The organism is Methylobacterium dankookense, from assembly GCF_902141855.1.
Lineage (GTDB): Bacteria > Pseudomonadota > Alphaproteobacteria > Rhizobiales > Beijerinckiaceae > Methylobacterium > Methylobacterium dankookense.
This window is the reverse complement of sequence record NZ_CABFVH010000006.1, coordinates 131536-156341: the sequence shown is the minus strand read 5'-3', so window position 1 is coordinate 156341 and position 24806 is coordinate 131536. Positions and strand designations below refer to the sequence as shown.

Here is a 24806-nt window from a genome sequence, read left to right as displayed (position 1 = left end):
CCACAAAGCAGAAATTTTGTTACCGGAAATCAGTTTCAATTGCCGGCTGTTATTAATATTTGTGATCGCGCGGCCGGCTCCTACCTGCGATCTCCTTTGCCTGCCGGAAGCCCTTGCTGAAGCCGAGGAGGGAGCGCCATGGTTGCAGCCCGGAAGAACGACTGGTCGCGCGATCCGGTCGTCCGCACGGTCGAGACGACCGACTGGATCGTTCCCGAGGGCGGCGGGAACCCGGCTCTGGCGGGCCTGCATCCCTGGCTCGCCTTCCTGCTGGAGCCCTGGCTCGACGCGATCCTGCGCGCCGGGACGGGCTCGACCGACTGGCTGCGCGAGGCCTCGGCGGCGATGAGCGACTGCCTGCTCGACTGGGTCGATCCGCACCCGGCGATCGCGCGGGCGCTTGAATCGGCCCGCGCGGCCTCGGACCTCCTCGCCGCCTCGATCGACCGCGCGCCCTGGGCCGATATCGAGACGCAGCGGCGCCTCGCCACCGAAGCCATGTCGGATCTGATCGACGCGCTCCGGCGCGCCGAGGCGAGCGCGGCGAAATCGGTCCTCGGCCTGAGCTGGTAGAGGCTTCATGCCAAATCCGACCAATCCCTTCGGGATGGCGGATCTGGACTTCGCTCGGGCGCCGCGCGGGCTCGCCGAGCCGATCGCCGCTTGGGTATCAAGCGGCGATCGGATCAGCCCGCGAACAGCACCGCGATCGCAGCCGCATCCAGGATGCGGTAGCCGCCGGGCTCGAGGTCGGCCGGCAGGTCGAGGCCGCCGACCCGGTCGCGGTGGAGCGCCGCGACGTGGTTGCCCATGCCTGCGAACATGCGCCGGACCTGATGGTAGCGCCCTTCCGTGAGCGTCACGGCGCAATGCGTCGCGTCGTGCCCCTCGAAGGCGACCGGCAGGAGCGGACGGTCCTCGCCCTCCAGCATCAGCGTCCCGGAGGCCAGGATGTCGCCCTCATCGCCCTTGAGCGGCCGGTCGAGGGTGACCTGATAGCGCTTGGCGACGTTCGCCTTGGGGGCGATGATCCGGTGCAGCAGCGCGCCGTCGTCGGTGACGAGGAGAAGGCCGGAGGTCTCCTTGTCGAGGCGGCCGACCGTCGAGAGCGGCGGGTCGCGGCGGCGCCCGCGCCCGGGGGACAGGCTATAGACGAGCGGGCCAGCCTCCTTGTGCGAGCAGGTGACGCCGAGCGGCTTGTGCAGCATCAGGCAGAGGCCCGGCAGCGGATCGAGGGCCTCGCCGTCCACGCTCAGCCGTCCGGGCAGGTCGGGCGCGAGCGGGATGCGCGCGCCGGCATCATCGATCTCGTCCCCGTCGAGGCGGATCGCGCCGGCGCGGGCCAGCGCCTGGATCTCGCGGCGCGAGCCGTAGCCGAGATTGGCGAGCAGCTTGTCGAGGCGCGTCGCCTTCATCGCCGCGCCTCGTAGACCTTGTAGCCGCCCTCAGCCGCCCGCGGCGTCACCGCCGAGAACAGCTCGGCGAGCACGCGCTCATAGGGCAGGTGAGCGTTCGCCGTGAGCCAGAGCGTGCCGCCCGGGCGCAGGGCGTCCGCGGCGCGGGCCACGAAGCCCTGGCCGAGCGCCCGGTCCTCGGCGCCGCCGTCGTGGAAGGGCGGGTTCATCACCACGAAGTCGAGCCGGGCGAGGTCCGTCTGCGGCGCGCGGAGATCGGCCCAGACGATGCTGGCGCGGGCATCGGCGACGTTGCGCCGGGCCATCTCCACGGCGCGCCGGTCGATGTCGATCAGGGTGAGGCCGGTCACCGAAGGCGAGGCCAGCACGGCGCGGGCCAGGATGCCGAGGCCGCAGCCGAGATCGGCGCCGCGCCCGGCGAGGCGCGGCAGCACCGAGAGCAGCAGCGCGCTGCCCGGATCGAGCCGGTCCCAGGCGAAGATACCGGGCTGCGTGCACAGGGCGAGGTTGTCGACGTGGCGCGGGGCGCCCTCGGCGAGCGCCGCGGCGATTCCGGCGAGGCCCTCCGGCCGGGTCGCGGTGCAGATGCGGTGGTGGCGCCGCGCCTCGTCGGCCGGCGCGCAGCCGAAGCCGGCGAGTTCCTTGGCGAGGCGGCTGCCGCCGCGGTCCTTCGGCGCCAGCGCGACGAGGCGGCCGCCCGGGCGCAGGGCCTGGAGGGCGAGGGCGAGCGCGTAGCGCCGCTCGAGCGTGCCGGGCGGCGCGAGCAGGATCGCCGCGTCGAGGCTCTCCGGCACCGCGTCCTCCAGGCGCGCGGAGCCCGGGATCAGGGGCGAGACCTGGACGGCGGCGGCCGGCACGTCGGCGAGTTCGGCCGGGGGCAGGCCGTAGAGGATGGCGTTGGCGGGCATGGGAAGCGGAGGAGGGGCGGGAGGATGGAGATAGGGCGCATCCCGCGCCCCGACCGTCAGCCTCTGGGGAATTCCAGCCCCATCTCGCGGTAGCGGGCGGGGTCGTCGGCCCAGTTCTCGCGCACCTTCACGTGCAGGAAGAGGTGGACCTTGGCGTCGGCCGCCTCCGCGATACCGATGCGGGCGGCCTGGCCGATGGCCTTGATGGTCTGGCCGCCCTTGCCGAGCACGATGGAGCGCTGGCTCTCGCGCTCCACGAAGATGGTCTGCTCGATGCGCACCGAGCCGTCCGGCCGGACCTGCCACTGGTCGGTCTCGACGGTGGAGCGGTAGGGCAGCTCCTCGTGCAGGCGGTCGTAGATCTTCTCGCGGGTGATCTCGGCGGCGAGCATCCGGAGCGGCGCGTCCGAGACCTGATCCTCGGGATAGAGCCAGGGCCCCTCCGGCATCAGGGCGGCGAGCTGTCGGCGCAGGGTGTCGACCCCGTCCCCGTTCAGCGCCGAGACCATGAAGGTCTGGTCGAAGGGCAGCAGCCCGTTGAGGCGGGCGGCGAGCTCCAGCAGGCGCTCGCGCAGGATCAGGTCGATCTTGTTGAGGATCAGGATGCGCGGCCGGCGCACGTCCTTGAGGCGGGCGATCACCGCCTCGACCTCCTCGTCCACGCCTTTGCGCGCATCGACCAGCAGGCAGACCGCATCGGCATCGGCCGCGCCGCTCCAGGCGGAATGGACCATCGCCCGGTCCAGGCGGCGCTTGGGCGCGAAGATGCCGGGGGTGTCCACCAGCACGATCTGCGCCTTGCCCTCGATGACGATGCCGCGGATCAGCGCCCGCGTGGTCTGCACCTTGCGCGAGACGATGGAGACCTTGGTGCCGACGAGGTTGTTGAGCAGCGTCGACTTGCCGGCATTCGGCGCGCCGATCAGCGCGACGAAGCCGGCGCGCGCGCCCTCGGGCGTGCCTGGCAGCGTCGAGGGTGTCGTCGCGGGCGCGGCCGGGACGGCGCTCTCCTCGGGGGTGTGGTCGTCGTGCTCGTCAATCATCTGTCGTCCCGTCGGGGGCGGCGCCCTCCGCGATGCCCTCGCGCTCCATCAGGGCGCGGGCGGCCTCCTGCTCGGCGACCCGTTTCGAGGGGCCGATGCCGATGCCCGGCTCCAGCCCCTGCACCTGCACGGCGATGCTGTAGCGCGGGGCGTGGTCGGGCCCCGAACGGTCGAGCACCGTGTAGGCCGGCAGCGACAGGCTGCGCGCCATCGCCCATTCCTGCAAGGCGGATTTCGCGTCGCGCCCGCGCGGGGCGTCGGTGATCTCGGCCGGGCGGAAGGCCGCCTCGACGACCTCGCGCGCCTTGGCGAAGCCCGCATCGATATAGACCGCGCCGAGGATCGCCTCGCAGACATCGGCCAGGATGGTCTGGTTGCGCCGCGCGCCGCCGCTGACCTCGCCGGTGCCGAGGACGAGGTGGGGGCCGACCTCCCAGGTCCGCGCGACGGCGGCGCAGGTCTCGCGCCGCACCAGCCCCGCGAGGCGGCGGGAGAGCTCGCCCTCGTCGCCCCCGGGCAGGGATTCGTAGAGGATGTCGGCCACCGCGAGCCCAAGCACCCGGTCGCCGAGGAATTCGAGGCGCTGGTAGCTGCCGGCGCGCCCGCCCGCCTTGCTGACATGGGTGAGCGCCCGCTCCAGGAGCGAGCGGTCGGCGAAGCTGTGCCCGATCCGGGCCTCGAGCAGGCCCAGGGGCGGCTTGGTGCGGCGGCCGCGCCGCGCGGCGGCGGCCGGGGGACCCGCGGCGTCGCTCACGGCGTCAGGCCCCTCAATGGATCGTGCTGAACAGGCGGCCCCAGCGCACCTTGGCCGGCCAGCTCCAGACCTGCCAGGCGGGCGTGCCCTCGTCGATCGAGAAGAAGATCATCTCGGCCCGGCCGACGAAGTTCTCGAAGGGCACGTAGCCGACATTGGCGAGGTCGCGCGAATCGGTGGAGTTGTCGCGGTTGTCGCCCATCATGAAGAAGTGCCCGGCCGGCACGGTGTAGAGCTCGGTCTTGTCCCAGAAACCGTTGTCGCCGTCGCGCTCGATCACCCGGTGCACGACACCGTTGGGCAGCGTCTCGTTGTACTGGGGCACCTTGGTGGCCTGGCCGTAGGGGTCGATGGTCTCGTAATCGGCGATGCGCTCGCGCTTGACCGGCTTGCCGTTGATGTTGAGCACGCCGTCGATCATCTGGATCTTGTCGCCGGGCAGGCCGATCACGCGCTTGATGTAGTCCGTCGCGTTGTCCTTCGGCAGCTTGAACACCGCGATGTCGCCGCGCTTCGGCTCGGCCGCCCAGATCCGGCCTTCGGCCTTGCCGGGAATGTATTCACTCAGCGGGAGCGAGAACTTGGAGTAGCCGTAGGAATATTTCGACACGAACAGGTAGTCGCCGATCAGCAGCGTCGGCACCAGCGAGCCCGAGGGGATGTTGAACGGCTGGAACAGCAGCGTGCGCACCACGAGGGCGATGAGGAGCGCCTGGATGCCGACCTTCAGCGTCTCGCGGGTGCTCGCCCAGGCGCCGCCCTCGGCGCTCTTGATCTCGTGCTTGCCGTCCTGGTTCACGCGCGCCTGTTCCATAAGCTCGATCCCGTCGCCGCATCCCTGCCCGGCAAGGACCGGTCAAGGGGCCCGACACGCCGGCTCAGCGCCCGTGGAATGCCGGCCTGAAAGACAGGCTTGGCATCAGGAATGCGCCGCAATCGTGTCCGCTGGAAGCGGGGGTCTAGACCAAGCGCCGCCTCCCCGCAACGCGGCTCTCCCCTCAAGCTCCCGTCACGATGTGCCGGAGGGCACCGCCTCGATGATCACGAAGGCTTGCGCGAGCGGCGGATCGTCGGTCAGCGAGACGTGGATGCGCGCCGCGTGCCCCGCCGGGATCAGGGTCTGCAGATGCGCGAGCGCCCCGCCGGTCAGCCGCAGGGTCGGCTTGCCGCCGGGGAGGTTCACCACCTCCATGTCGCGCCAGAACACGCCCCGGCTCATGCCGGTGCCGAGCGCCTTGGCGCAGGCCTCCTTGGCGGCGAAGCGCCGGGCGTAGGAGGGGGCGCGGGCGGCGCGCCGGTCGGATTTCAGGCGCTCGCCCTCGGTGAAGACCCGCTGCGTGAAGCGCTCGCCGAAGCGCGCCAGGGACTTCTCGATGCGGCGGATGTCGCAGAGGTCGGAGCCGATGCCGACGATCATGGCGCCCGCGCCCGGTCCATCGCGGCGCGCATGTCGCGCACCGCCTGGGGCAGGCCCACGAAGATCGCCTCCGCGATCAGGGCGTGGCCGATATTGAGCTCGCGGATCTCGGGCAAAGCCGCCACCGGGCCGACGCTGTCGAGCGTCAGGCCGTGGCCGGCATGGATCTCCAGGCCGAGTCCCGCCCCATGCCGGGCGGCGCGGGTGATGCGGGCGAGTTCGTGGGCGATGCGGGCCTCGTCGCCCGCCACCACCGCCTCGCAATAGCTGCCGGTATGCAGCTCCACCACCGGGGCGTTCAGGGCGGAGGCGGCCTCCATCACCTCCGGCTCCGGCTCCACGAAGAGCGAGACGCGGATGCCGGCCTCGGCGAGGCGGGCGATGCGGGGGGCGAGGTGCCCGCGCCCGCCGACGATGTCGAGCCCGCCCTCCGTGGTGCGCTCCTCGCGCTTCTCGGGGACCAAGCAGGCGGCGTGGGGGCGCAGCGCCACCGCGAGGCCGACCATCTCGTCGGTGGCCGCCATCTCGAAGTTGAGGGGCACGGAGAGCCGCTCCTTGAGCGCCCGCATGTCGGCGTCGCGGATGTGGCGCCGGTCCTCGCGCAGATGCGCGGTGATGCCGTCGGCGCCCGCCTCCGCCGCGACGAGCGCAGCGCGCACCGGGTCCGGATAGGCCTCGCCGCGGGCGTTCCGCACGGTGGCGACGTGGTCGATATTGACGCCGAGGCGCAGCTTCGGGGCGGTCATGGTCGGTCCGGCGGGCCCTGGGTCGAAGGATCGTCCCTCACCTGACGATTGCGGCGGCCTGCCGCAAGTCCCACATCCCCTCAAGCTTTCCGCTGGAGGTCTATGATGGGGTTCCTCGACGGCCTGCTCGGCCACGGCAGCGATCTCGGCCCCCGCGAGGTGGACGAGCAGATGGCCGGCCTCCTCGTGGAGGGCGAGGCGGTGCGCGTCGCCTTCAAGGTGATCCGCGATCTCTTCGTCTTCACCGACCGCCGCCTGATCCTGGTGGACCGCCAGGGACTGACCGGCCGCAAGGTCTCCTACCTCACCGTGCCCTACCGGGCGATCACGAGCTTCGCGGTGGAGACGGCGGGCACCTTCGACCTCGATTCGGAGCTGAAGATCTGGGTCTCGGGCCGGCCCGACCCGATCGAGCGCACGCTCGGCCGCGGGGCCAACGTGCTCGGCATCCAGCAGGCGATCGCGGCCTCGCTGAAGTAGGGCTGGAGACCTCGCCGGGCCGTGTGGCCGGGCCGTGTGCGCCCGCGCACGCGCGGCCCCGAGCGGCTGGGGACAGCCGAGCGATTTCTGTGGCGCAAGTGTGGCGATTCGGTGCAACCGAACGGCCGAGCCGTGCATTGATGGGGCGAGCACGACACTGCCGCGGGCCGGCGCCCCACGCCCCTGCCGGACCCTACGCCGCCTCCCCCCGAACGGGCCAGATCGCCATGCTGAAGATCCTCGCCGCGACTGCGCTCGCCGCGCCCCTCCTTGCCGCCGGCCTCGGCGCCGCCTCCGCCGCGCCGGCCTCCGACCGCGGCGTGGCCAAGGTGGCCGAGGCGACCTCGAACGTGCGGCCCGTGGCGGCCGAGCCCGAGGAGGAGGCCAATTGCAGCCGCGCGCGCAAGCGCCTCTGGATCGAGGGCGAGGGCTGGGTCGTCCGCCGCATCACCACCTGCCGCTGAGGTCGTTTCGCGACCCGCGAGGAGCCCCGGCCCGTCCGGGGCTTTTTCATGTGCACGGGTCCGCGTGACCGTCCGGCGGCGGGCCGCTTACGCAGTCTGCGCGGCTGGCGGGGCGGCCTCGCGCGGAACGACATCGTGGCCGGGCCGGTTCCCGGCGAGATCCTTTTGAAGAATCCGGAGGAAGGACCGATGTTCGCGCAGATCCTGCGGCCCGCCCTGGCCGTCCTCGCGCTCGGCGCCGGCCTCGGCCAGGCGGCGGCCGGCGAGTACGGCCGCGTCCAGTCCTACGGCACGGTCTACGCGCCGAGCTACGCCTATGGCTCCGGCGGCTACGGCTTCGCCGACGAGGCGGTGCGCGGGGCCTATATCGGCGCGCCGCTCACCCGCTTCCCGCGCCCGAGCGAGATCGTCCCGCCCGCCTGGAGCTACGGCACCTACGGCATCCCCACGGTGGCGGGCATCACCCGCGCGCCGGTCGGCCAGCCGACGCTGACCGTGATCGACACGCCGAGCCCGCCGCCGCGGCGCCGGGGCGGGGCGCGCATCCTGTCCCGCGGCGAGAGCGGCCGCTGGGCCCGGATGGACATGCCGGCGATGGAATCGACCGGCGCCCGCATCATCGCGGTGCGCGTGCCACGCCGCTGAGGCGGAGGCCCGTCACCTGAGGCCGACGCCCTCTCCTGCCTGGCCGATCCCGACGAGGTCGGACAGCTCCGCCGCCGCCGCGCGCACCCGGGCGGCCACGCCCGCATCGGCGATGACGAGGCCGTCCATCTCGGCGCTGCAGGCATAGACCGCCGTCGGCGCCACATGGGCGGCGAAGAAGCCGAAGAGCGGGCGCAGCGCGTGCTCCACCACCAGCGCATGGCGCAGACCCCCGCCGGTGGCGGTGAGCGCGACGGGCTTGGCGAGCATCGCCTCCGGCTGCACGAAGTCGAAGACGTGCTTGAACAGGCCGGCATAGGAGCCCTGGTAGACCGGCGTGCCGACGATCAGCCCGTCCGCGCCCTCGATCGCCTCGATGAGGGCGCGCGCGGCGGGCGGCAGGTCCTCGCGGGCGGCGACGCAGAGATCCGGCCCGGCATCGAGCAGGTCGTAGACCGACAGCTCCACCCGGCGCAGGCGGCCGAGCTCCTCCGCCACCGCCTCCACCAGGGCGCGGGTGCGCGAGGGCCGGCCGGCGCTGGCCGAGAAGGCGACGATACGGGGCAGGGACACCTGGTTCGATCTCCGGTCTGGTCCGGTGTGGGGTTCCAGCCCCGGCCCCGCAAGGCTTGGCCCACCCGAAGTCCGGGTGTCGAGAGGGCTCATACGACATCCGGGTGATCCCTTCGGAATGGCGGTTGTCGCCTTCGCTCAAGCGCCGCGCGGGCTGGCTGAGACCGCGCGCGGGTCCGGGGCGGGCACCTCGGGATCGCGGAAGCGCCAGACGTGGCTCGCCTTGATCTCGGCATCCTCCAGGGAGCGGGTCACCGGCACGCGGTAGCTCGCGACCTGCGTCAGACGGTCCCGGGGCAGGTAGGTGCGGCCCGGATCGCCGACGAGGACCGTGGTGCCCCGCGCCTGCAGGCGGCCGAGCCAGTCCCCGACCCGGGCGCCGAGGTCGCGCTCGTAGAAGATGTCGGCGGCGAGCACGAGGTCGGCCGCGACGTCCCGGCCGATCAGGTCCTCCTGCGCCGGGCGGATGCGGTCGGCGACGCCGTTGGCGGCGGCGTTGAGGCGGATCGCGGGGATCGCGAAGGGGTCGAGGTCGCTCGCCACCACGTCGACCGCGCCGGCCTTGGCGGCGGCGATGGCGGCGAGCCCCGAGCCGGAGGCGAAGTCGAGCACCCGCGCCCCCGCGCAGAGGCCCGGATTGTCGAGGAGGTAGCGGGCGAGCGCCTGCCCCCCGGCCCAGGCGAAGGCCCAGAAGGGCGGCGGCAGGCCGATCGCCTCCAGCTCCTCCTCGGTGCGCTGCCACAGCTCGGTCGCCTCGTCGGCGACGTGCAGGACGATCTCGGGCGCGTGCGGCACCGGCAGCAGCCGGGTATTGGTGCGGATGAACGCCTCCGCGGTCTCGGGCGTGATCCGGATCATGCCGGCATGAGTTCGCGGTAGAGGTTGCACACCGCCTCGGCCACCGCCGCCTCGGTGAAGCCCCCCGCGAGGATCCGCGCGCGGGCGCCCTCCCCCAGGCCGGCGACGAGGGCGGGATCGGCGGCGAGCCGGGCCAGCGCCCGGGCGAGCGCCTCCGCATCGTCGGGGGGCACGACCAGCCCCTCGACGCCGTCGCGCACCAGGGTCCGGCAGCCCGGCACGTCGGTGGTGAGGAGGGCCCGGCCACAGGCCGCCCCTTCGAGCAGCGTGCGCGGCAGCCCCTCGCCGCCACGCGAGGGCAGGCAGGCGACGTGGTGCGCGCCGTAGACCTGGGCCACGTCCCGCGTCGGCCCGTGCCAGGCGACGCCGTCGCGGGACCAGCCGCGCAGGGTCTCCTCGGGGATCGCCCGGCGGTTCGAGGGGTCGGGCGCGCCGTAGAGCGAGAGCTCCACCGGCACGCCGCGGGCGCGGGCGAGGCGCACGGCCTCCACCGCCACGTCGACGCCCTTCGACCAGAGCATGCGCGCGACGAGGGCGACGCGGAGCGGCGGCAGCGGCGGCAGGGGCGCGGGCCGGAACGCCTCCGGGTCGACGCCCGCGCCGCCGACGATCGTCACCGCGGTGTCGGCGGGGTCGAGCCCGAGCGCCCGGGCATCATCCGGGTTCTCCAGGAGGAAGCGCGTCCGGCGCGAGGCCAGCGCCCCACGGATCAGGTGGCGCAGGGCCGTGCGCGCCATGCGGCCGGCCGCGTCCTGGCGGGCGCCGATCAGGCCGAGGCCGGTCAGCGCGTAGACCCGGGCCGGCACGCCCGCCATCGTGGCCGCGGTGCCGCCGACGAGGATGCCGCGCAGCGCGATGCAGTGGACGATGTCGGCCTTGAGCGCCTTCAGGATCGCCGCGAGCTGGCCCGCCGCGTAGCCCGCCGCCATCGGGTTGAGGCTGGAGCGCTCGGCCTCCAGCGGCACCACGCGCGCGCCCGTCGCCTCGATCGCGGCGCGGTGGTCGCGCACCCGGGTGACCACCGTGACCGACAGCCCCATCGCCACCGCCGCGCGGGCGAAGGGCAGGAAATGCGAGGCGAAGAACCAGTCCTCGGTCACCACGTAGACGAGGCGGGCCATCGGTTCGGCCATCTGTGCGGGCAGCGGGGCGTCCATGCGGCGGCTGTAGCACGGGCGGCTCCGCCACGCGCGGGCCCTGCGGCGGATCGGACCGCCCGGAACGCGGATGCGCGCCCCGCGGTTGTCCGCCGGTGACGCGGAGAGCGGACGAGGAGAGTGCGTGCCATGCCCGAGCCGGCCGAGACCAGCGTCGTCGATCCGCGCGAGGCCGCGGCCGAGGCCGGGCTCGTCTACATGGATGACGGCCGCCCCGGCCTGACCCGCCGGAAGAGCGGCAAGGGTTTCCGCTACCTCGACGCGAAGGGCGAGCCGGTGCGCGACGCGGGCACGCTCGCGCGCATCCGCAAGCTCGCGATCCCGCCCGCCTATACCGATGTCTGGATCTGCCCGAGGAAGAACGGCCACATCCAGGCCACCGGCCGCGACGCCAAGGGGCGCAAGCAGTACCGCTACCACCCCGATTTCCGCGAGGCGCGGGAATCGACCAAGTTCAGCCGGATCATGGCCTTCGCCGACGCGCTGCCCGGCATCCGCGCGCGGGTCGATGCCGACATGGCGCTGCGCGGCCTGAAGCGGGAGAAGGTGCTCGCCACCGTGGTGCACCTTCTGGAGACCACGCTGATCCGCGTCGGCAACGACGACTACGCCCGCACCAACAAGAGCTACGGCCTCACCACCCTGCGCGACCCGCACGTCACGGTCGAGGGCGCGGCGATGACGTTCCGCTTCAAGGGCAAGAGCGGCAAGACCTGGGACATCTCGCTGAAGGACCGGCGCGTCGCGCGGATCGTGAAGGCCTGCCAGGACCTGCCGGGCCAGGAGCTGTTCCAGTATCTCGACGAGGCCGGCGAGCGGCGCGACGTGACCTCGTCGGACGTGAACGCGTATCTGCGCGAGATCGCGGGCGAGGATTTCACGGCCAAGGATTTCCGCACCTGGGCCGGCACGGTGCTCGCCGCCCTGGCGCTGCAGGAATTCGAGGCCTTCGACAGCCAGGCCAAGGCCAAGACCAACGTGCGTGCCGCGATCGAGGGCGTGGCGGCCCGGCTCGGCAACACGCCGACCATCTGCCGCAAGTGCTACATCCACCCGCAGGTGCTCGACTGCTACCTCGAGGGCAGCCTGCTCCTGCAGATCAAGGAGGCGGTGGACGACGAGCTGCGCGGGCTCGCGACGCTCCGGCCCGAGGAGGCGGCGGTGCTGACCCTGCTGCGAAAGCGGCTGGAGGGGGGACAGGATGCGGTGACGGCGAAGCCCACCCGCCGGACGGCGAAGAAGGCGGCTGAGGCGAAGGGCCGGAGATCCGGGAAGCCCGCCGCGCGCCGGCCCGCGCAGGCGGCGCTGCACGCCGCGCCCTGAGGGTGCCCCCGGCGGTCCCGCCGGAGCGGGACCGGTGCCGATCGCCCGTCAGTGGCGCGAGCTGCGGCCGCGCTCGCCCTCCACCACCGGCGCGAGGCCGAGCTGGCGGGCCAGGGTGACGAGATCCTTGAGCCGGCCGGTCTGGGTCTTGCGGCGCAGGTTGAGCCGGTGCGTCTCCACCGTGCGGACGCTCAGGGCGAGGCGGCGGGCCACCTCCTTGTTGCTGAAGCCGGCGCTGAGGAAGCGCAGCACCTCGGCCTCGCGCGGGGTCAGGCCGAGGGCCTCGCCGGATTCGGGCTGCACCTCCGTCTCCGCCACGAGGCAGGCAGCGCCCTCCGCCAGCGCCAGCACCGCGGTGCAGATCTCGCGCGGGGCGGCGGAGCGCGCCATCACCGCGTCTGCGCCGGCCGTGAGCAGCGCCTTGAGATCCTGGCTCGTCAGCGCCTGGAAGGCCGCAAGGATGCGCAAGGCCGGCAGGCGGTCGCGCAGGGAGACGATGCGGGCGAGGCCGTCGCCGAGGCGGCCCTCGTCGAGGAAGACCACGGCGACCGCGGGCCCCGTCCAGCCCGCCGCAAGATCGGCCTCCGTCACCGTCTGGAGCGCCGGCAGGTGCTCCAGGGTCGCGCGGAAGGTCGGGCACAGGTCCTGTGGCTCATCCAGGATCAGAACGCCAACCGCATCACTCATGACCCCGCACCCTCTATTCCCGGTTTGAAACGTCTTCACCGGCTGCGGGTATGAGGTTCCAAAGTTCGTTCCAGTCCCGATCGGGCTCGATTAAGGTTTATGCAGGCTCCGCGCCAAGGCGGACCCGGAATGAACGGCTCGGACCTGTGCCAGTACGGCACGAAGTGATTCAGTTTGTTTCTTCATCCCTGTGCCGATCTTGGCCCGGACCATGCAAGTGCCGGCACGGGATTTCGCCGGGACCATCCCTGCGGGCAGTCCCGGGGGCATGACGATAGGTGCGAACGCGCATCCCCTCCCCCGCAGGTGGGGAGAGGGGATGCGCGTCGGATCGGACAGGTGTTTCGAAGGGCGCGGCCGAGCGCCGCCCTCAGCCCGCGCGGGCGAGGATCAGGTCGGTGGCGGCCGAGACCACGCGGTCGCGGCCGCCGGACTTGGCCTCGTAGAGCGCGATGTCGGCGCGCTTCATCAGCGCCTCGACCGAGTCGCCCTCGACCCAGGTGCTGACGCCGAAGCTGCAGGTGAGGGTGACGGGCCCGCGGGCGCCGCGGATGCGCAGGTCGCGCACGCGCAGGCACAGGCGGCGCGCCACCGCCTCGGCCGCCTCCAGCCCCGTCTCGGGCAGGACCACCGCGAATTCCTCGCCGCCGAGGCGGCCGGCCTTGCCCTCCGTGGCGATCAGCTTCGCCACCGCCTGGATGGCGAGGTCGCCGACATCGTGGCCGTGCTCGTCGTTGATCCGCTTGAAGTGGTCGATATCGGCCAGCACCATCGAGAGGCGGCCGTGGTTGCCGGCCCGGTCGGCGCTGGTGCTCGCCTGCGCGAAGAAGGCGCGGCGGTTGAAGATGCCGCTCAGGGGATCCGTCTCGGCGAGCCGGATCAGGTTCTCCTGCAGCGTGGTCAGGCGCTCGGCGGCGCGCAGGCGGGCGTGCAACTCCTCGGCGCCCGGCGGCTTGTCGATGAAGTCGTCGGCGCCGCTATCCAGCGCCTCGGCGAGGTTCCGCTCGTTGCGGGCCGAGGACATGGTGATGACGTAGAGGGGCCGGCGCTCCTCGGCCAGCAGGCGGGCCGACCAGCACAGTTCCAGGCCGCTCAGGGGGCGCACCTGGAGGCTGGTGATCAGCACCCGCACCTCGGGCTGGTTGGAGAGGAAGGCCAGGGCCTCGGCGGAATCTGTGAAGCTGTGAACCACGTGCCCGCGCGGTTCGAGGAGCCCGGAGACGATCTTGAGGACGACCCGGCTGGAATCGACGATGACGATGTGCATGAAGCTTCTCGGGCCGCGGCGGACTCGGACGCGCACTATCGGACCCCAGTGCTTAACACTCCCTCTCGGGCATTCTCCGCTCGCGGATGCGTGACCGCACGCAGGACGGGCCGCCGGTGACGCCGGATGGGCGCTACATCGTGGTGCGCGGGCGGCTCTGGCGCCGGGCCGACCCGAATCTCGGTGCGGCGCAGCGGGAGGCGGCGGTCTCGGCGCTGATGACGGCCCGCCGCGCCGTCGGGGCGGCCCTGAAGGCGGAGCGGGCCGGACGGCCGGATGCGGCCACGGCGCTCGCCGCGGCGCGGAAGGAGGTCCAGGCGGCCAAGGAGGCGCTCGGCGAGCGCGGGCCGGTCTGGTGGGACGACGGCGCGCCGGACGAGACCCGCCGCCTCGCCCGCAACACCCGCTACGCGGCGTGGTTCGCGGGCCTCGAAGAAGGCTAGCCTCAGGCCGGCCGGTCGAGCTCGGCCGCGATCGCCGCGATCATCCGCGGATCGGTCGGCTCCACCTGCGTGGCGAAGGCGGCGGCGAGGCTGCCGTCGCGCGCGACGAGGTATTTGTGGAAGTTCCAGCGCGGGGTCTCGCCCGGCTTCCGCTCCGCCGCCCAGGCGTAGAACGGGTGGGCATGGGGCATCTTCACGCGGGTCTTGGCGGTGAGCGGGAAGGTGACGCCGTGGTTCTTCCGCGCCGCCTCGGCGATGGCCGGGCCGTCGAGGGGCTCCTGGTTGCCGAAATCGGGCGAGGGCACGCCGATCACGGCGAGGCCCCGGTCCTGAAAGCGCGTCCACAAGGTCTGGAGCCCGGCGAGCTGACCGGCATAGCCGCAGGCGGTGGCGGTGTTGACGACGAGGATCGGCCGGCCCGCATAGGGCCCGAGCGGCAGCGGCCCGCCCTCGGGCGTCTCGAAGGCGAAGCTCGTGGCCCGCGTCTCCGCGGCACGGGCCGGCAGGCTGAGCGCTGCGGCGATCACGGCGAGGGCCTCGCGGCGATGCAGGGTCATGGCGTCGCTCCCGGAACTTCGGGCCTCGCGGCCCCGAAGGATCAGTCTAGCGCGGGCGCGCCGCCCGTCCACGCAGGCTTACGGATCCGATGTCCGGCCGGAGCGTCGGGACGCCGTATCAGCCCTTGTCGAACGGGTTCTGCGAGGTGCGCAAGGACAGCCGGATCGGCGTGCCGGGCAGGTCGAAGGCCTCGCGCAGGCCGTTGACGAGGTAGCGGGTATAGGATTTCGGCAGGGCGTTGAGCTGGTTGCCGAACAGCGCGAAATGCGGCGGCCGGCTCTTCACCTGCGTGGCGTAGCGGATCTTGATGCGCCGGCCCGAGACGGCGGGCGGCGGGTTGCGGCTGGTGGCCTCGGAGAGCCAGTCGTTGATGCGCGAGGTCGAGACGCGCCGGTCCCAGACCTCGGCCGCCTGGACCACCGCCTGCATCAGCCGGTCGACGCCGTCGCCGGCGAGCCCTGAGAGCGGCACCACCGAGACGCCGCGCACCTGGGGCAGCAGGCGGGTGCAGTCCTCGCGCAGGGTCTTGAGCAGGCCCGGCTGGTCGGCGACGAGGTCCCACTTGTTGAGGCCGATGACGAGCGCCCGGCCCTCGCTCTCCACGAGGTCGACGATGGTCAGGTCCTGCTTCTCGAAGGGGATCGTGGCGTCGAGGAGCACCACCACCACCTCGGCGAAGCGCACGGCGCGCAAGCCGTCCGAGACCGCGAGCTTCTCCAGCTTGTCGTCGATGCGGGCCCGGCGGCGCATGCCGGCGGTGTCGTGCAGCTTGATCCGGCGGCCGCGCCACGCCCAGTCGAGGGAGATCGAGTCGCGCGTGATGCCGGCCTCGGGGCCGACGAGCAGCCGCTCTTCGCCCAACATGCGGTTGATAAGCGTCGACTTCCCGGCATTCGGCCGCCCGACGATCGCCACCCGCAACGGCCGCCCCTCGGGGCCGTCCTCGTCCTCGGCGTCGGGATCCGGCTCGGGCAGGGTGGTCTTCAGCGCCTCGTGCAGCTCGCCCAGGCCCTCCCCGTGCTCGGCGGAGAACGGGATCGGATCGCCGAGGCCGAGGGAGAAGGCCTCGTAGGCGCCGGCGATGGCGCCGCCCTCCGCCTTGTTGGCGATGAGGATGACGGGCACCCCTGAGCGCCGCACCAGCTCGGCGAAGGGCTGGTCGGCCGGCAGCACGCCGGCGCGGGCGTCGATCACGAACAGCACGACGTCGGCCGCGAGGATCGCGGCCTCGGTCTGCATGCGCATGCGGCCGGTCAGCGTGTCGTCGTCGGCCTCCTCCAGCCCCGCCGTGTCGATGACGCGGAAGGAGAGCCCGCCGAACTGCACGTCGCCCTCGCGCCGGTCGCGCGTGACGCCGGGCCGGTCGTCGACGAGGGCGAGCTTGCGCCCGACCAAGCGGTTGAACAGGGTCGACTTGCCGACGTTCGGCCGGCCGACGATGGCGACGGTCGGCAGATCCATGATGTCTCTCAGAATGCGTGTGCGGTCCGCGCGCAGGCCTGCCCGCCCCGGCCGGGCGCGGCGCGCCCGGAACCGGTTCCTTACACCAAGTCGCGCAGGGACCTCGAAAAAATCTAGCGGGTGATCGGCGGCGGGGCGGCGGGCTCGGCCTTGGCCTCGGTCACCGTGACGGGGCCGCCCGCGACGATGGCCGCGTAGACCTCGATGCGCTGGCGCAGGCCCTGGGGCGTGTCCGGATCGGCGCTGATCTGGTCGAACCAGCGGCCGGCCTCGTCGTACTGGCCGCGCTTCAGCGCCGCGAGGCCGAGCATCTCGCGGGCGGTGTGGCGGAACGGCGTGCCGGCGGCGAGGCTCTGCAGGCTCGCCAGCGCCGGGGCCGGATTGGCCGCGTCGAGGCGCAGCAGCGCGGCGCGCAGGCGGGCGAGGTCGCGCAGGCCGTCCCCGGCATTGGCGTCGCCCGCCAGCGCGTCGAACTCCGCCGCGCCCTTGGCGGCATCGGTCTTGGCGGCTTCCGCGGCCGAGCGGAAGCGGGCGAGCAGCCGGTAGCCGGCCGGCCCCTGCGCCTCCAGGCCGTCGAAGATCTTGTCGGCCTCCGCGACCTTGCCGTCGCGGGCGAGGCGGTTGGCCGTGTCGAACTGCTCGGAGGCCGTCTCCGCGGCGGCGCGCTGGGCGTTCTGCCAGTAGCGCCAGCCGCCGACGCCGGCGACGAGCAGGACAGCGAGCGCGATGATCACGCCGCCGTAGCGGCGCCAGATCTGCGCGACCTGATCCCGGCGATAGTCCTCGTTGACCTCGCGGAAGAACTCGTTGTTCTCAGCCATGCGTCCCCGGCCCGCCGTCCCCGGCGGGCCACCTCGCGTCTCTCGATTGCGCCGCGCCTAGCACAGGCTCCGGGGATTTGCGACCGTCGGGATTCCAGGGCTTTGCCCTGGACCCACGAAAGGGATCACCCCTTTCGAAACCCGAAACCTTAGCGGCGCGAACCCCAGCGGGTGCCCATGCGGCCGGGAGGGCCGCCGGGATCGGCGGCGAGCGCCGGGCCCGAGGCCCGCTGCGGCCGGTGCTGCGAGCCCGGATCGAGCGGCTCGGCCGTCAGCAGGTCGGGCACCTCCTCCAGGGCCTCGGAGCCGCGGCCCGTCGCGAACTGGCCGGCCTTGCGGTAGACCCAGAGATAGCCCGGCACCACGGCCTCGGCCGCGGTCGGATGGATGCCGAGCGCCTCGATGGTGCGCCCCTCCGCCTTGGCGGCCTCGGAGACCACGTTGTCCTGCTGGAGCAGGGTCACCTGGTCGCGGGTGAGCTTCAGCTCGTTCGGCAGCAGGCCGAAGGTGAGCGCGTCGGCGATCTCCAGGACCCGGGCCTGGATCCGCGCCACCGGCAGCGGCAGGTCGACCACGGCGCGGCGGCGCTGCACCGTCTCCAGCATGTAGCGGACGTAGTGCTCCAGCGTGCCGACCTCGGGGCCGCCGAGCTCGTAGACCGTGCCGCCGGGCACCCGGCCCTCGACGGCGCGGGCGATCGCCTCGGCCACGTCGCCGACGAAGACCGGCTGGAAGCGCGACTGCCCGCCCGCCAGCGGCAGCACCGGCAGGGCGCGGGCGAGGCTGGCGAAGCGGTTGAAGAAGCTGTCGCCGGGCCCGAAGATCAGCGAGGGCCGGAACACGATCGCGTCCGGGCAGGCCTGGAACACCGCCGCCTCGCCCGCCGCCTTGGTGCGGGCATAGGCCGATTCGGAGTCCGGGTCGGCGCCGATCGCCGAGACCTGGATCATCGCCGCGCCGGTCTTCGCCGCCTCGCGGGCGATCAGGCCCGCACCCTCGGCCTGGAGGCGGGAGAAGCTCTGCGAGCCCGTCTCCTGCAGGATGCCGACGAGGTTGATCACCACGTCCGATTCCCTGACCGCGCGGGCCACCGACTCGGGGTAGCGCAAGTTCGCCTGCACGGCCACGATCTGGCCGACCTTGCCGAGCGGCTGCAGGAACAGGGCGAGGTCGGGCCGGCGCACGGCGACGCGGATGCGGTAGCCGCGCTTGGCGAGCGCGCGCACCACGTGGCGACCGAGGAAGCCCGAGCCGCCGAAGATCGTCACGAGCTGCGAGGTGGGCCGGATCAGGCCGAGGCCGGCCGTGGGGGAGCTGGACGTGCTGTCGCCGGTCATCGCCTTGCGTCTCTTCATCCTCGCGGCGCAGGCCGGCGCGTGCCGGCCCGGAGTTCGAGCGCTACTTATCCCAATTCTTGTTCGAGGGGAGCCGGTGTCGTGCACCAATCGTGACGGCGGCACATGAGCGTTCGGCATGGCCCTGGCTTGCCCCGGGCGGGGTGCCGCCGGCCGCGAGCGTTGACCGGCGCGGCCGCCTGCTCTAAGGACGCCCGGTCAACGGGGCTCCGATGCGGGGCCCCGTCGCATTTTCATACGCACCCGTGGGCGGCCTCAACCCCGCCCTGTCGTCCCTGAGGGCTTTTCAGCCCGGCGGGAAGAGGAGGGCGCGTTCCTCGCAGGTAGAACAGGACAGAGGACACGCGATGTCGAAGCGCGTTCAGGCGAAGCACAAGCTCGATCGCCGCATGGGCCAGAACATCTGGGGCCGCCCGAAGAGCCCCGTGAACCGCCGCGAGTACGGCCCCGGCCAGCACGGCCAGCGCCGCAAGGGCAAGATGAGCGACTTCGGCACGCAGCTGCGCGCCAAGCAGAAGCTCAAGGGCTACTACGGCAACATCACCGAGAAGCAGTTCCGCCGCTACTACGCCGAGGCGATCCGCCTGCGCGGCGATTCGGGCGAGAACCTGATCGGCCTGCTCGAGCGCCGCCTCGACGCGGTCGTGTACCGCTCGAAGTTCGTCGCGACCCCCTTCGCCGCCCGCCAGTTCATCAACCACGGCCACATCAAGGTGAACGGCCAGCGCGTGAACATCCCGAGCTACCTCGTGAAGCCCGGCGACGTGATCGAGGTGAAGGAGGCGGCCCGCCAGTTCGAGGTCGTGATCGTCGCGACCCAGCTCGCCGAGCGCGACGTGCCGGACTACATCGAGGTCGACCACCAGAAGATGACCGCCCGCGTCACCCGCGTGCCGGGCCTCTCCGAGGTGCCCTACCCGGTGCAGATGGAGCCGAACCTCGTCATCGAGTTCTACTCGCGCTGATCGATCCATCTGGATCGCCAAGGTTTCGAGGGCCCGCGCCACCCGCGCGGGCCCTTTTCGTTTGCGCGCCGCCATCGCGCAGGGTTCTGGCCGCCCGGCGTGCCGCGCAGCTTCGGTTCGGCCGCGCCCCGTCCTATGATCGCCCGGGCCGGTGATTCCGGCCCCGAGCCCTCGCACAGGATCGCCCCGATGCCGGCCCCCTCGCTCGCCGCAATCTCCGATTCCGCCGGGTCCGGGGCCAAGCAGGCGGGCGCCTTCCGGACGATCAGCGAAGTGGCCGAGGATCTCGACGTGCCCCAGCACGTCCTGCGTTTCTGGGAGACGCGCTTCGCGCAGGTGCGGCCGCTGAAGCGGGCGGGCGGGCGGCGCTACTACCGGCCGGAGGACGTCGACCTCATCGCCGGCATCCGCCACCTGCTCCACGTGCAGCGCTACACCATCAAGGGCGCCCAGCGGGTGCTGAAGGAGAACGGGGTGCGCTTCGTGCAGGCGGTCGGCCGCGGCGAGGCCGTGGCTGCCGCGCCGCCGCTGCAGGAGCGCGAGGCGGGCCAGGAGGTCGGGCCCGACGACAGGACGGTCCTGCGGGCGGCCCTGCGCGAGCTCCATGCCTGCCGGGACGCGCTCGCGGCCCTGCGCAGCCCGCCCGAGGCCTGACGGGCCCTCCGCAAGCCGTTGCCCGGACGGGGCGTTTCGGCGCGCCGAACCAGCCGGGCACCGCTCGCGTTTACGCCCGCATGCCCAAAGCCACCCGTTCGCTCACGCCGACCCAGGAACTGACGAGCCGCCTCATGCGGATCGTCCGCACCTGTCCGGCGGCGGCGGGCGAGGTGCTGGAACTGGTCTTCCTGGCAAGCCGGATCGAGGCCGCGACCCTGGCCGACCCGGAATACCGGGATGCCCGCCGGGTGATCAGCCGCCTGCGCAACCCCCTCTGGGAGATGGGCCCGGCCGACCGCGAGGCCCTGCTCCAGGCGGCCGAGACCATCCGCCGGGTCTGCCGCCTCAAGGAGGAGCAGATCCCGGTCACTCCCCTCGCCGATGCGGGCGAGCGCGCCCGGATCGAGGTCCGCCTCGCCGCCGCGCTCGCGGGCGAGTTGCCCCCCGAGCAGATCGCCCGGGTGGCCGGCGTGGTGGCGGCGGCGCTGCAGGAATAGGCGCGCCCTCCCCGCGCCGGTCCCCTCGACGGGTCGCGGCGGCCTCCCCACATGCCGGTCTCCGGCGCGAGGCAGCGCCGGCCATGACAGGGGAGAGCCGATCCATGACCTTCGCCAGCCCGATCGCCGCGCGCGTCGCCGCGGGCCTCGTGGCCGCCAGCCTCGCTGCGGCCCCTGCGCTCGCGCAGACGACGATCACGAAGAGCGAGACGGTCGCCGCCGGCAAGACCGTTCGGCTCGCCATCGCCCCGAACCTGAAGAAGGATTGCTCCACCGGCCCGATGCCGGAGTTCAAGGTCTCGGGCGCGCCGAAGAACGGCGCCCTGATCACCAAGACCGGCAAGCAGAAGACGCCCGCGAGCTACCGCTGCCCGAACAAGGATGCTGGCGTCCAGGCGCTGTTCTACCAGCCCAGGGCCGGCTTCACGGGGGCCGACGAGGTGACCTTCGAGATCAAGAACGCCGACGGGCAGGTGCAGACGCAGAACATCAAGATCACCGTCGAGGCTGCCTCGAAGGATGCCGGCAAGGATGCCGGGAAGAGCGGCGACGCGAAGAAGGAGGGGACGGACCTCTAGGGCGGTCCTGCCGCACTGCCGGCCATGCATCGTGCGGCGCAGCGCGGGCCGTTTGCAGCGCACAGGCCGCGAGGCGGGATGCGCAGGGAGGCCGCCCGGGAACGGGCGACCTCGGTAGAAATGTCCGGTGCGGGCCGGGCAGGCGCCTGTTGATTGTGCCTGCCGAAAGGCCGAGTGTTGCAACGACCACACGCGACAGACGCACGTTCGTCGCACTGCGACAAATGCGGGCCTGTCAGTTGCATCCGAGCCGGGACAGGATGAAGCTACGTGTGGTCTGAGAGGGTTATCGAATGCCGATGCATGCGACGAACGACCTTTTCCAGAGCTTCGCCAGAGGCTACGAGGCGCGCCGCGACACGGAGATGACGCTCTCCGAGTATCTGGAGGCCTGCCGCGACGAGCCGCTGATGTACGCTTCCGCGGCCGAGCGCATCCTGGAGGCCATCGGCAAGCCCGAGTTCATCGACACCGCCAAGGATTCGCGCCTCGGCCGGATCTTCATGAACCGGACGATCCGCACCTACCCCGCCTTCGCCGAGTTCTACGGCATGGAGGAGACGATCGAGCGGATCGTCTCGTTCTTCCGCCACGCGGCGCAGGGGCTGGAGGAGCGCAAGCAGATCCTCTACCTCCTCGGCCCCGTGGGCGGCGGCAAGTCCTCCCTCGCCGAGCGGCTGAAGGCCCTGATGGAGGTCCACCCCATCTACGTGCTCAAGGCCGGCAACGAGGTCTCGCCGGTCTTCGAGAGCCCGCTCGGCCTGTTCGACCCCGAGACCATGGGCGCCGAGATCCACAGCCGCTACGGCATCCCGCGCCGGCGCCTGACCGGCCTGATGAGCCCCTGGGCCCTCAAGCGCCTGGACGAGTTCAACGGCGACATCTCGCAGTTCAAGGTGATCAAGGTGCGGCCCTCGCGCCTGCGCCAGATCGCCATCGCCAAGACCGAGCCCGGCGACGAGAACAACCAGGACATCTCCTCGCTCGTCGGCAAGGTCGACATCCGCCGCCTTGAGACCCTCTCCCAGGCCGATCCGGACGCCTACTCTTATTCGGGCGGCCTGAACCGGGCGAACCAGGGCATTCTCGAATTCGTCGAGATGTTCAAGGCGCCGATCAAGATGCTGCACCCCCTGCTCACCGCGACGCAGGAGGGCAACTATGTCGGCACCGAGAATATCGGCGCGATCCCCTTCACGGGCGTGATCCTCGCCCACTCGAACGAGGCCGAGTGGCAGTCGTTCAAGACCAACAAGAACAACGAAGCCTTCATCGACCGCATCTACGTGATCAAGGTGCCCTACTGCCTCCGGGTCGCGGAGGAACAGCGCATCTACGACAAGCTGATCCTCGGCTCGGAGCTCTCGACCGCAGCCTGCGCGCCGGGGACCCTCGAGATGCTGGCTCGCTTCTCGGTGCTCTCGCGCCTGCGCGAACACGCCAACTCGAACCTCTTCTCGAAGATGCGGGTCTACGACGGCGAGTCCCTGCGCGAGGTCGATCCCCGCGCCCGCTCGATGCAGGAGTACAAGGACACGGCCGGCGTGGACGAGGGCATGGACGGGATCTCGACCCGCTTCGCCTTCAAAGTGCTGGCCGCGACCTTCAACCACGACACCACGGAGGTCTCCGCCGACCCCGTGCACCTGATGTACGTGCTGGAGCAGGCGCTGCGCCGCGAGCAGCTGCCGCCTGAAACCGAGAAGCGGTATCTGGAGTTCATCAAGACGGAGCTCGCGCCGCGCTACGCCGAGTTCATCGGCCACGAGATCCAGAAGGCCTACCTCGAATCGTACCACGATTACGGGCAAAACCTGTTCGACCGCTACATCGACTACGCCGACGCCTGGATCGAGGACCAGGACTTCAAGGATGCCGAGACCGGCCAGCTCCTCAACCGCGAGCTCCTCAACCAGGAGCTGACCAAGATCGAGAAGCCGGCCGGCATCGCCAACCCGAAGGACTTCCGCAACGAGGTCGTGAAGTTCGCCCTGCGCTCGCGGGCGCAGCACGGCGGGCGCAACCCGAACTGGACGAGCTACGAGAAGCTCCGCGAGGTCATCGAGCGGCGCATGTTCTCCCAGGTCGAGGAGCTGCTGCCGGTCATCTCCTTCGGCTCCAAGAAGGACGGCGAGACCGAGAAGAAGCACGGCGAGTTCGTGGATCGCATGGTCGACCGGGGCTACACCGAACGGCAGGTCCGCCGCCTGGTGGAGTGGTACATGCGGGTGAAGCAGGCAGGGTGAGGCGGCCCCGCCCGGGGCACACCCTCACGCCGCCACAGTTTCGAGCGGCCGGCCGGCGATGATGGCCGGCCTCATGAAGCGGGACGAGGGTTCAGGCACCGGATGCACATCGTCGACCGTCGGCTCAATCCCGGGGGCAAGAGCCTCCCCAACCGGCAGCGCTTCCTGCGGCGGGTCAAGGATGTGGCCCAGCGCGCGGTGCGCGAATCCGCCCGCGAGCGCGACATCAAGGACCTCGGCAAGGACGGCCGCGTCACCGTGCCGGCCGACGGCGTGCGCGAGCCCCGGTTCAGCCGCCAGCCCGGCACCGGCCTCCAGGACCACATCCTGCCCGGCAACAAGACCTACGTGGAGGGCGACACGATCGAGCGCCCGCCGGGCGGCGGCGGGGGCCGCGGCTCCGGCGAGGGGGGCGAGGGCGGCGAGAACAGCGAGGACGCCTTCCGCTTCGTGCTGACCCGCGAGGAGTTCCTCGAACTCTTCCTCGAGGACCTCGAACTGCCCGACCTCGCGAAGAGGCGCCTCGCCGTGGTGGAGACGGAAGGGCTGCGCCGGGCCGGCTACACGGTGACGGGCTCGCCCGCCAACCTCGCCCTCGGGCGCACGCTGCGCAATTCCATGTCCCGCCGCATCGCCCTGAAGCGGCCTAAGCCCGATGAGCTGGCGGCGCTGGAGGCCCGGATCGAGACGCTCCCCGAGGACGCGCCCGAGCGGCCGGACCTCCTGGCCTCGCTCGAATTGCTGCGCGAGCGCTCGAAGCGCATCCCCTATGTCGATCCGATCGACCTGCGCTTCCGCCGCTTCGAGCCCTATCCCCGCCCGATCGCCCAGGCCGTGATGTTCTGCCTGATGGACGTCTCGGGCTCGATGACCGAGCACATGAAGGACCTCGCCAAGAGGTTCTACATCCTGCTCCACATCTTCCTCACGCGCCGCTACCGCCACGTGGAGATCGTCTTCATCCGCCACACCGACCGGGCGACCGAGGTGGACGAGGAGACCTTCTTCGGCTCGCGCGAGACCGGCGGCACGCTGGTCTCCTCGGCGCTCGTCGAGATGAAGCGCATCATCTCCGAGCGCTACTCGCCCGACGACTGGAACATCTATGCGGCGCAGGCCTCGGATGGCGACAACGTCTCCTCGGATGGCCCGACCTCGACGGAATTGCTGCGCACCCACATCCTGCCGGCCTGCCAGCACTTCGCCTATCTCGAGGTCGGCGACGAGAACGGGCCGCGCGCCGGCTTCGTGGAGCACCGCACCACCCTGTGGCGCACCTACGAGGCCATCGCCAAGGCGGGCGGGCCGATCGCCATGCGCAAGGTGAACCACCGCCGCGAGATCTACCCCGTCTTCCGCGAGCTGTTCGGCCGCAAGGACGCGAAAGCGGAGGCGTGAGCCTGTCTCTCCTCCCCCTTGCGGGGAGGAGCCGGAAGTGGGGGTGGCACCGGACGAGGCTCATCGGTGCCTTCTGCACCACCCCCACCC

General features: G+C 71.9%; 28 protein-coding genes. 12 read left to right on the top strand and 16 right to left on the bottom strand.

Translation table 11 applies throughout. The features are described 5' to 3' along the window. The first annotated feature begins 138 nt into the window (after nt 1–138). On the top strand, nt 139–573 hold the full coding sequence (locus tag MTDSW087_RS07670) for a DUF1631 domain-containing protein (protein ID WP_144762479.1): 435 nt from the start codon (nt 139–141) through the stop codon (nt 571–573). A gap of 113 nt (nt 574–686) precedes the next feature. Here MTDSW087_RS07670 and MTDSW087_RS07665 read toward each other — a convergent pair whose 3' ends face one another. The 7 genes from MTDSW087_RS07665 to MTDSW087_RS07635 form a co-directional block, all read right to left on the bottom strand. Further along, entirely contained in the window at nt 687–1415 is a 729-nt protein-coding gene (locus MTDSW087_RS07665) for a pseudouridine synthase (protein ID WP_144762474.1), read from the bottom strand. Continuing rightward, the gene (locus tag MTDSW087_RS07660) at nt 1412–2323 is read right to left on the bottom strand and encodes a class I SAM-dependent methyltransferase (protein ID WP_144762471.1); all 912 of its coding nucleotides are present in this window, start codon (nt 2321–2323) and stop codon (nt 1412–1414) included. The genes MTDSW087_RS07665 and MTDSW087_RS07660 overlap by 4 nt, the downstream gene beginning before the upstream one ends. Nucleotides 2324–2379: 56 nt before the next feature. Next, nucleotides 2380–3366: a GTPase Era gene (era, locus tag MTDSW087_RS07655; RefSeq protein WP_144762468.1), complete on the bottom strand. Its 987-nt coding sequence runs from the start codon at nt 3364–3366 to the stop codon at nt 2380–2382. Then, a complete protein-coding gene (gene rnc, locus MTDSW087_RS07650) occupies nt 3359–4120 on the bottom strand; it encodes a ribonuclease III (protein WP_238179510.1) in 762 nt (253 codons plus the stop codon). The genes era and rnc overlap by 8 nt, the downstream gene beginning before the upstream one ends. Nucleotides 4121–4133: 13 nt before the next feature. After that, nucleotides 4134–4934 (bottom strand): signal peptidase I, encoded by an 801-nt coding sequence (gene lepB / locus MTDSW087_RS07645; RefSeq protein ID WP_144762462.1) that lies wholly within the window; start codon nt 4932–4934, stop codon nt 4134–4136. A gap of 195 nt (nt 4935–5129) precedes the next feature. Next, a complete protein-coding gene (gene acpS / locus MTDSW087_RS07640; protein WP_144762459.1) occupies nt 5130–5537 on the bottom strand; it encodes a holo-ACP synthase in 408 nt (135 codons plus the stop codon). Further along, entirely contained in the window at nt 5534–6283 is a 750-nt protein-coding gene (locus MTDSW087_RS07635; RefSeq protein ID WP_144762456.1) for a pyridoxine 5'-phosphate synthase, read from the bottom strand. The genes acpS and MTDSW087_RS07635 overlap by 4 nt, the downstream gene beginning before the upstream one ends. A 105-nt stretch (nt 6284–6388) precedes the next feature. On the opposite strand from MTDSW087_RS07635, the gene MTDSW087_RS07630 reads away from it, so the two are divergent. The 3 genes from MTDSW087_RS07630 to MTDSW087_RS07620 all read left to right on the top strand — a co-directional run bounded on the left by MTDSW087_RS07630 (nt 6389) and on the right by MTDSW087_RS07620 (nt 7872). Continuing rightward, nucleotides 6389–6763, top strand: a complete 375-nt coding sequence (locus MTDSW087_RS07630; RefSeq protein ID WP_144762454.1) for a PH domain-containing protein — start codon at nt 6389–6391, stop codon at nt 6761–6763. A 227-nt stretch (nt 6764–6990) separates the two neighbouring features. Then, nucleotides 6991–7227 carry a hypothetical protein gene (locus tag MTDSW087_RS07625; protein WP_144762451.1) on the top strand — a complete coding sequence of 79 codons (237 nt, stop codon included), beginning with the start codon at nt 6991–6993 and terminating at the stop codon, nt 7225–7227. A gap of 189 nt (nt 7228–7416) precedes the next feature. Next, nucleotides 7417–7872 carry a hypothetical protein gene (locus MTDSW087_RS07620; RefSeq protein WP_144762448.1) on the top strand — a complete coding sequence of 152 codons (456 nt, stop codon included), beginning with the start codon at nt 7417–7419 and terminating at the stop codon, nt 7870–7872. 12 nt (nt 7873–7884) lie between these two features. Here the strand turns inward: MTDSW087_RS07620 and MTDSW087_RS07615 are convergent, their stop codons facing one another. The 3 genes from MTDSW087_RS07615 to MTDSW087_RS07605 all read right to left on the bottom strand — a co-directional run bounded on the left by MTDSW087_RS07615 (nt 7885) and on the right by MTDSW087_RS07605 (nt 10436). Next, nucleotides 7885–8439, bottom strand: coding sequence for an NAD(P)H-dependent oxidoreductase (locus MTDSW087_RS07615; protein ID WP_144762655.1), 555 nt, complete (start codon nt 8437–8439; stop codon nt 7885–7887). Nucleotides 8440–8583: 144 nt separating this feature from the next. Beyond that, nucleotides 8584–9303 (bottom strand): class I SAM-dependent methyltransferase, encoded by a 720-nt coding sequence (locus MTDSW087_RS07610; RefSeq protein WP_144762445.1) that lies wholly within the window; start codon nt 9301–9303, stop codon nt 8584–8586. Beyond that, nucleotides 9300–10436, bottom strand: a complete 1137-nt coding sequence (locus tag MTDSW087_RS07605) for a glycosyltransferase (RefSeq protein ID WP_144762442.1) — start codon at nt 10434–10436, stop codon at nt 9300–9302. Before MTDSW087_RS07605 ends, MTDSW087_RS07610 begins: the two co-directional genes overlap by 4 nt. 153 nt (nt 10437–10589) lie before the next feature. Between MTDSW087_RS07605 and MTDSW087_RS07600 the strand changes: the two genes are divergently transcribed. Further along, entirely contained in the window at nt 10590–11783 is a 1194-nt protein-coding gene (locus MTDSW087_RS07600; protein WP_144762439.1) for a DNA topoisomerase IB, read from the top strand. Nucleotides 11784–11831: 48 nt separating this feature from the next. On the opposite strand, the gene MTDSW087_RS07595 is transcribed toward MTDSW087_RS07600, so the two are convergent. After that, nucleotides 11832–12470, bottom strand: a complete 639-nt coding sequence (locus MTDSW087_RS07595) for a LuxR C-terminal-related transcriptional regulator (protein WP_144762436.1) — start codon at nt 12468–12470, stop codon at nt 11832–11834. Nucleotides 12471–12840: 370 nt separating this feature from the next. After that, complete coding sequence (locus tag MTDSW087_RS07590; protein ID WP_144762433.1) at nt 12841–13737, bottom strand: diguanylate cyclase domain-containing protein; 897 nt, start codon at nt 13735–13737, stop codon at nt 12841–12843. 86 nt (nt 13738–13823) lie between these two features. Between MTDSW087_RS07590 and MTDSW087_RS07585 the strand changes: the two genes are divergently transcribed. Further along, nucleotides 13824–14180: a hypothetical protein gene (locus tag MTDSW087_RS07585; RefSeq protein ID WP_186383771.1), complete on the top strand. Its 357-nt coding sequence runs from the start codon at nt 13824–13826 to the stop codon at nt 14178–14180. Between the two features lie 2 nt (nt 14181–14182). On the opposite strand, the gene MTDSW087_RS07580 is transcribed toward MTDSW087_RS07585, so the two are convergent. The 4 genes from MTDSW087_RS07580 to MTDSW087_RS07565 form a co-directional block, all read right to left on the bottom strand. After that, on the bottom strand, nt 14183–14737 hold the full coding sequence (locus MTDSW087_RS07580) for a glutathione peroxidase (protein WP_144762430.1): 555 nt from the start codon (nt 14735–14737) through the stop codon (nt 14183–14185). 118 nt (nt 14738–14855) lie between these two features. Continuing rightward, nucleotides 14856–16199 carry a ribosome biogenesis GTPase Der gene (gene der / locus MTDSW087_RS07575; RefSeq protein ID WP_144762427.1) on the bottom strand — a complete coding sequence of 448 codons (1344 nt, stop codon included), beginning with the start codon at nt 16197–16199 and terminating at the stop codon, nt 14856–14858. A gap of 113 nt (nt 16200–16312) precedes the next feature. Beyond that, the gene (locus MTDSW087_RS07570; protein WP_144762425.1) at nt 16313–17020 is read right to left on the bottom strand and encodes a tetratricopeptide repeat protein; all 708 of its coding nucleotides are present in this window, start codon (nt 17018–17020) and stop codon (nt 16313–16315) included. A 149-nt stretch (nt 17021–17169) separates the two neighbouring features. Next, nucleotides 17170–18357 carry a complex I NDUFA9 subunit family protein gene (locus MTDSW087_RS07565; RefSeq protein ID WP_144762422.1) on the bottom strand — a complete coding sequence of 396 codons (1188 nt, stop codon included), beginning with the start codon at nt 18355–18357 and terminating at the stop codon, nt 17170–17172. Between the two features lie 365 nt (nt 18358–18722). On the opposite strand from MTDSW087_RS07565, the gene rpsD reads away from it, so the two are divergent. The 6 genes from rpsD (at nt 18723) to MTDSW087_RS07535 (ending at nt 24716) form a co-directional block, all read left to right on the top strand. Next, nucleotides 18723–19340, top strand: a complete 618-nt coding sequence (gene rpsD, locus MTDSW087_RS07560; RefSeq protein ID WP_142584887.1) for a 30S ribosomal protein S4 — start codon at nt 18723–18725, stop codon at nt 19338–19340. 189 nt (nt 19341–19529) lie between these two features. Continuing rightward, entirely contained in the window at nt 19530–19994 is a 465-nt protein-coding gene (locus tag MTDSW087_RS07555; protein ID WP_144762419.1) for a MerR family transcriptional regulator, read from the top strand. 80 nt (nt 19995–20074) lie between these two features. Next, nucleotides 20075–20494: a hypothetical protein gene (locus tag MTDSW087_RS07550; RefSeq protein WP_144762416.1), complete on the top strand. Its 420-nt coding sequence runs from the start codon at nt 20075–20077 to the stop codon at nt 20492–20494. Nucleotides 20495–20598: 104 nt separating this feature from the next. Continuing rightward, entirely contained in the window at nt 20599–21072 is a 474-nt protein-coding gene (locus tag MTDSW087_RS07545; protein ID WP_144762413.1) for an Ig-like domain-containing protein, read from the top strand. Between the two features lie 293 nt (nt 21073–21365). Then, nucleotides 21366–23318, top strand: a complete 1953-nt coding sequence (locus MTDSW087_RS07540) for a PrkA family serine protein kinase (RefSeq protein WP_144762410.1) — start codon at nt 21366–21368, stop codon at nt 23316–23318. A 102-nt stretch (nt 23319–23420) separates the two neighbouring features. Continuing rightward, complete coding sequence (locus MTDSW087_RS07535) at nt 23421–24716, top strand: YeaH/YhbH family protein (protein WP_144762407.1); 1296 nt, start codon at nt 23421–23423, stop codon at nt 24714–24716. Nucleotides 24717–24806 lie beyond the last annotated feature (90 nt).

What these genes read in the sequence shown, in the direction of transcription:
- MTDSW087_RS07595 (WP_144762436.1), bottom strand. Translation starts at nt 12,470, where the DNA reads ATGAGTGATGCGGTTGGCGTTCTGATCCTGGATGAGCCACAGGACCTG.
- MTDSW087_RS07635 (WP_144762456.1), bottom strand. Translation starts at nt 6,283, where the DNA reads ATGACCGCCCCGAAGCTGCGCCTCGGCGTCAATATCGACCACGTCGCC.
- MTDSW087_RS07620 (WP_144762448.1), top strand. Translation starts at nt 7,417, where the DNA reads ATGTTCGCGCAGATCCTGCGGCCCGCCCTGGCCGTCCTCGCGCTCGGC.
- MTDSW087_RS07610 (WP_144762445.1), bottom strand. Translation starts at nt 9,303, where the DNA reads ATGATCCGGATCACGCCCGAGACCGCGGAGGCGTTCATCCGCACCAAT.
- MTDSW087_RS07580 (WP_144762430.1), bottom strand. Translation starts at nt 14,737, where the DNA reads ATGACCCTGCATCGCCGCGAGGCCCTCGCCGTGATCGCCGCAGCGCTC.
- MTDSW087_RS07555 (WP_144762419.1), top strand. Translation starts at nt 19,530, where the DNA reads ATGCCGGCCCCCTCGCTCGCCGCAATCTCCGATTCCGCCGGGTCCGGG.
- lepB (WP_144762462.1), bottom strand. Translation starts at nt 4,934, where the DNA reads ATGGAACAGGCGCGCGTGAACCAGGACGGCAAGCACGAGATCAAGAGC.
- acpS (WP_144762459.1), bottom strand. Translation starts at nt 5,537, where the DNA reads ATGATCGTCGGCATCGGCTCCGACCTCTGCGACATCCGCCGCATCGAG.
- MTDSW087_RS07665 (WP_144762474.1), bottom strand. Translation starts at nt 1,415, where the DNA reads ATGAAGGCGACGCGCCTCGACAAGCTGCTCGCCAATCTCGGCTACGGC.
- MTDSW087_RS07600 (WP_144762439.1), top strand. Translation starts at nt 10,590, where the DNA reads ATGCCCGAGCCGGCCGAGACCAGCGTCGTCGATCCGCGCGAGGCCGCG.
- MTDSW087_RS07540 (WP_144762410.1), top strand. Translation starts at nt 21,366, where the DNA reads ATGCCGATGCATGCGACGAACGACCTTTTCCAGAGCTTCGCCAGAGGC.
- rpsD (WP_142584887.1), top strand. Translation starts at nt 18,723, where the DNA reads ATGTCGAAGCGCGTTCAGGCGAAGCACAAGCTCGATCGCCGCATGGGC.
- MTDSW087_RS07670 (WP_144762479.1), top strand. Translation starts at nt 139, where the DNA reads ATGGTTGCAGCCCGGAAGAACGACTGGTCGCGCGATCCGGTCGTCCGC.
- MTDSW087_RS07570 (WP_144762425.1), bottom strand. Translation starts at nt 17,020, where the DNA reads ATGGCTGAGAACAACGAGTTCTTCCGCGAGGTCAACGAGGACTATCGC.
- MTDSW087_RS07550 (WP_144762416.1), top strand. Translation starts at nt 20,075, where the DNA reads ATGCCCAAAGCCACCCGTTCGCTCACGCCGACCCAGGAACTGACGAGC.
- der (WP_144762427.1), bottom strand. Translation starts at nt 16,199, where the DNA reads ATGGATCTGCCGACCGTCGCCATCGTCGGCCGGCCGAACGTCGGCAAG.
- MTDSW087_RS07535 (WP_144762407.1), top strand. Translation starts at nt 23,421, where the DNA reads ATGCACATCGTCGACCGTCGGCTCAATCCCGGGGGCAAGAGCCTCCCC.
- MTDSW087_RS07545 (WP_144762413.1), top strand. Translation starts at nt 20,599, where the DNA reads ATGACCTTCGCCAGCCCGATCGCCGCGCGCGTCGCCGCGGGCCTCGTG.
- MTDSW087_RS07660 (WP_144762471.1), bottom strand. Translation starts at nt 2,323, where the DNA reads ATGCCCGCCAACGCCATCCTCTACGGCCTGCCCCCGGCCGAACTCGCC.
- MTDSW087_RS07590 (WP_144762433.1), bottom strand. Translation starts at nt 13,737, where the DNA reads ATGCACATCGTCATCGTCGATTCCAGCCGGGTCGTCCTCAAGATCGTC.
- MTDSW087_RS07625 (WP_144762451.1), top strand. Translation starts at nt 6,991, where the DNA reads ATGCTGAAGATCCTCGCCGCGACTGCGCTCGCCGCGCCCCTCCTTGCC.
- MTDSW087_RS07630 (WP_144762454.1), top strand. Translation starts at nt 6,389, where the DNA reads ATGGGGTTCCTCGACGGCCTGCTCGGCCACGGCAGCGATCTCGGCCCC.
- MTDSW087_RS07585 (WP_186383771.1), top strand. Translation starts at nt 13,824, where the DNA reads ATGCGTGACCGCACGCAGGACGGGCCGCCGGTGACGCCGGATGGGCGC.
- MTDSW087_RS07565 (WP_144762422.1), bottom strand. Translation starts at nt 18,357, where the DNA reads ATGACCGGCGACAGCACGTCCAGCTCCCCCACGGCCGGCCTCGGCCTG.
- MTDSW087_RS07605 (WP_144762442.1), bottom strand. Translation starts at nt 10,436, where the DNA reads ATGGCCGAACCGATGGCCCGCCTCGTCTACGTGGTGACCGAGGACTGG.
- era (WP_144762468.1), bottom strand. Translation starts at nt 3,366, where the DNA reads ATGATTGACGAGCACGACGACCACACCCCCGAGGAGAGCGCCGTCCCG.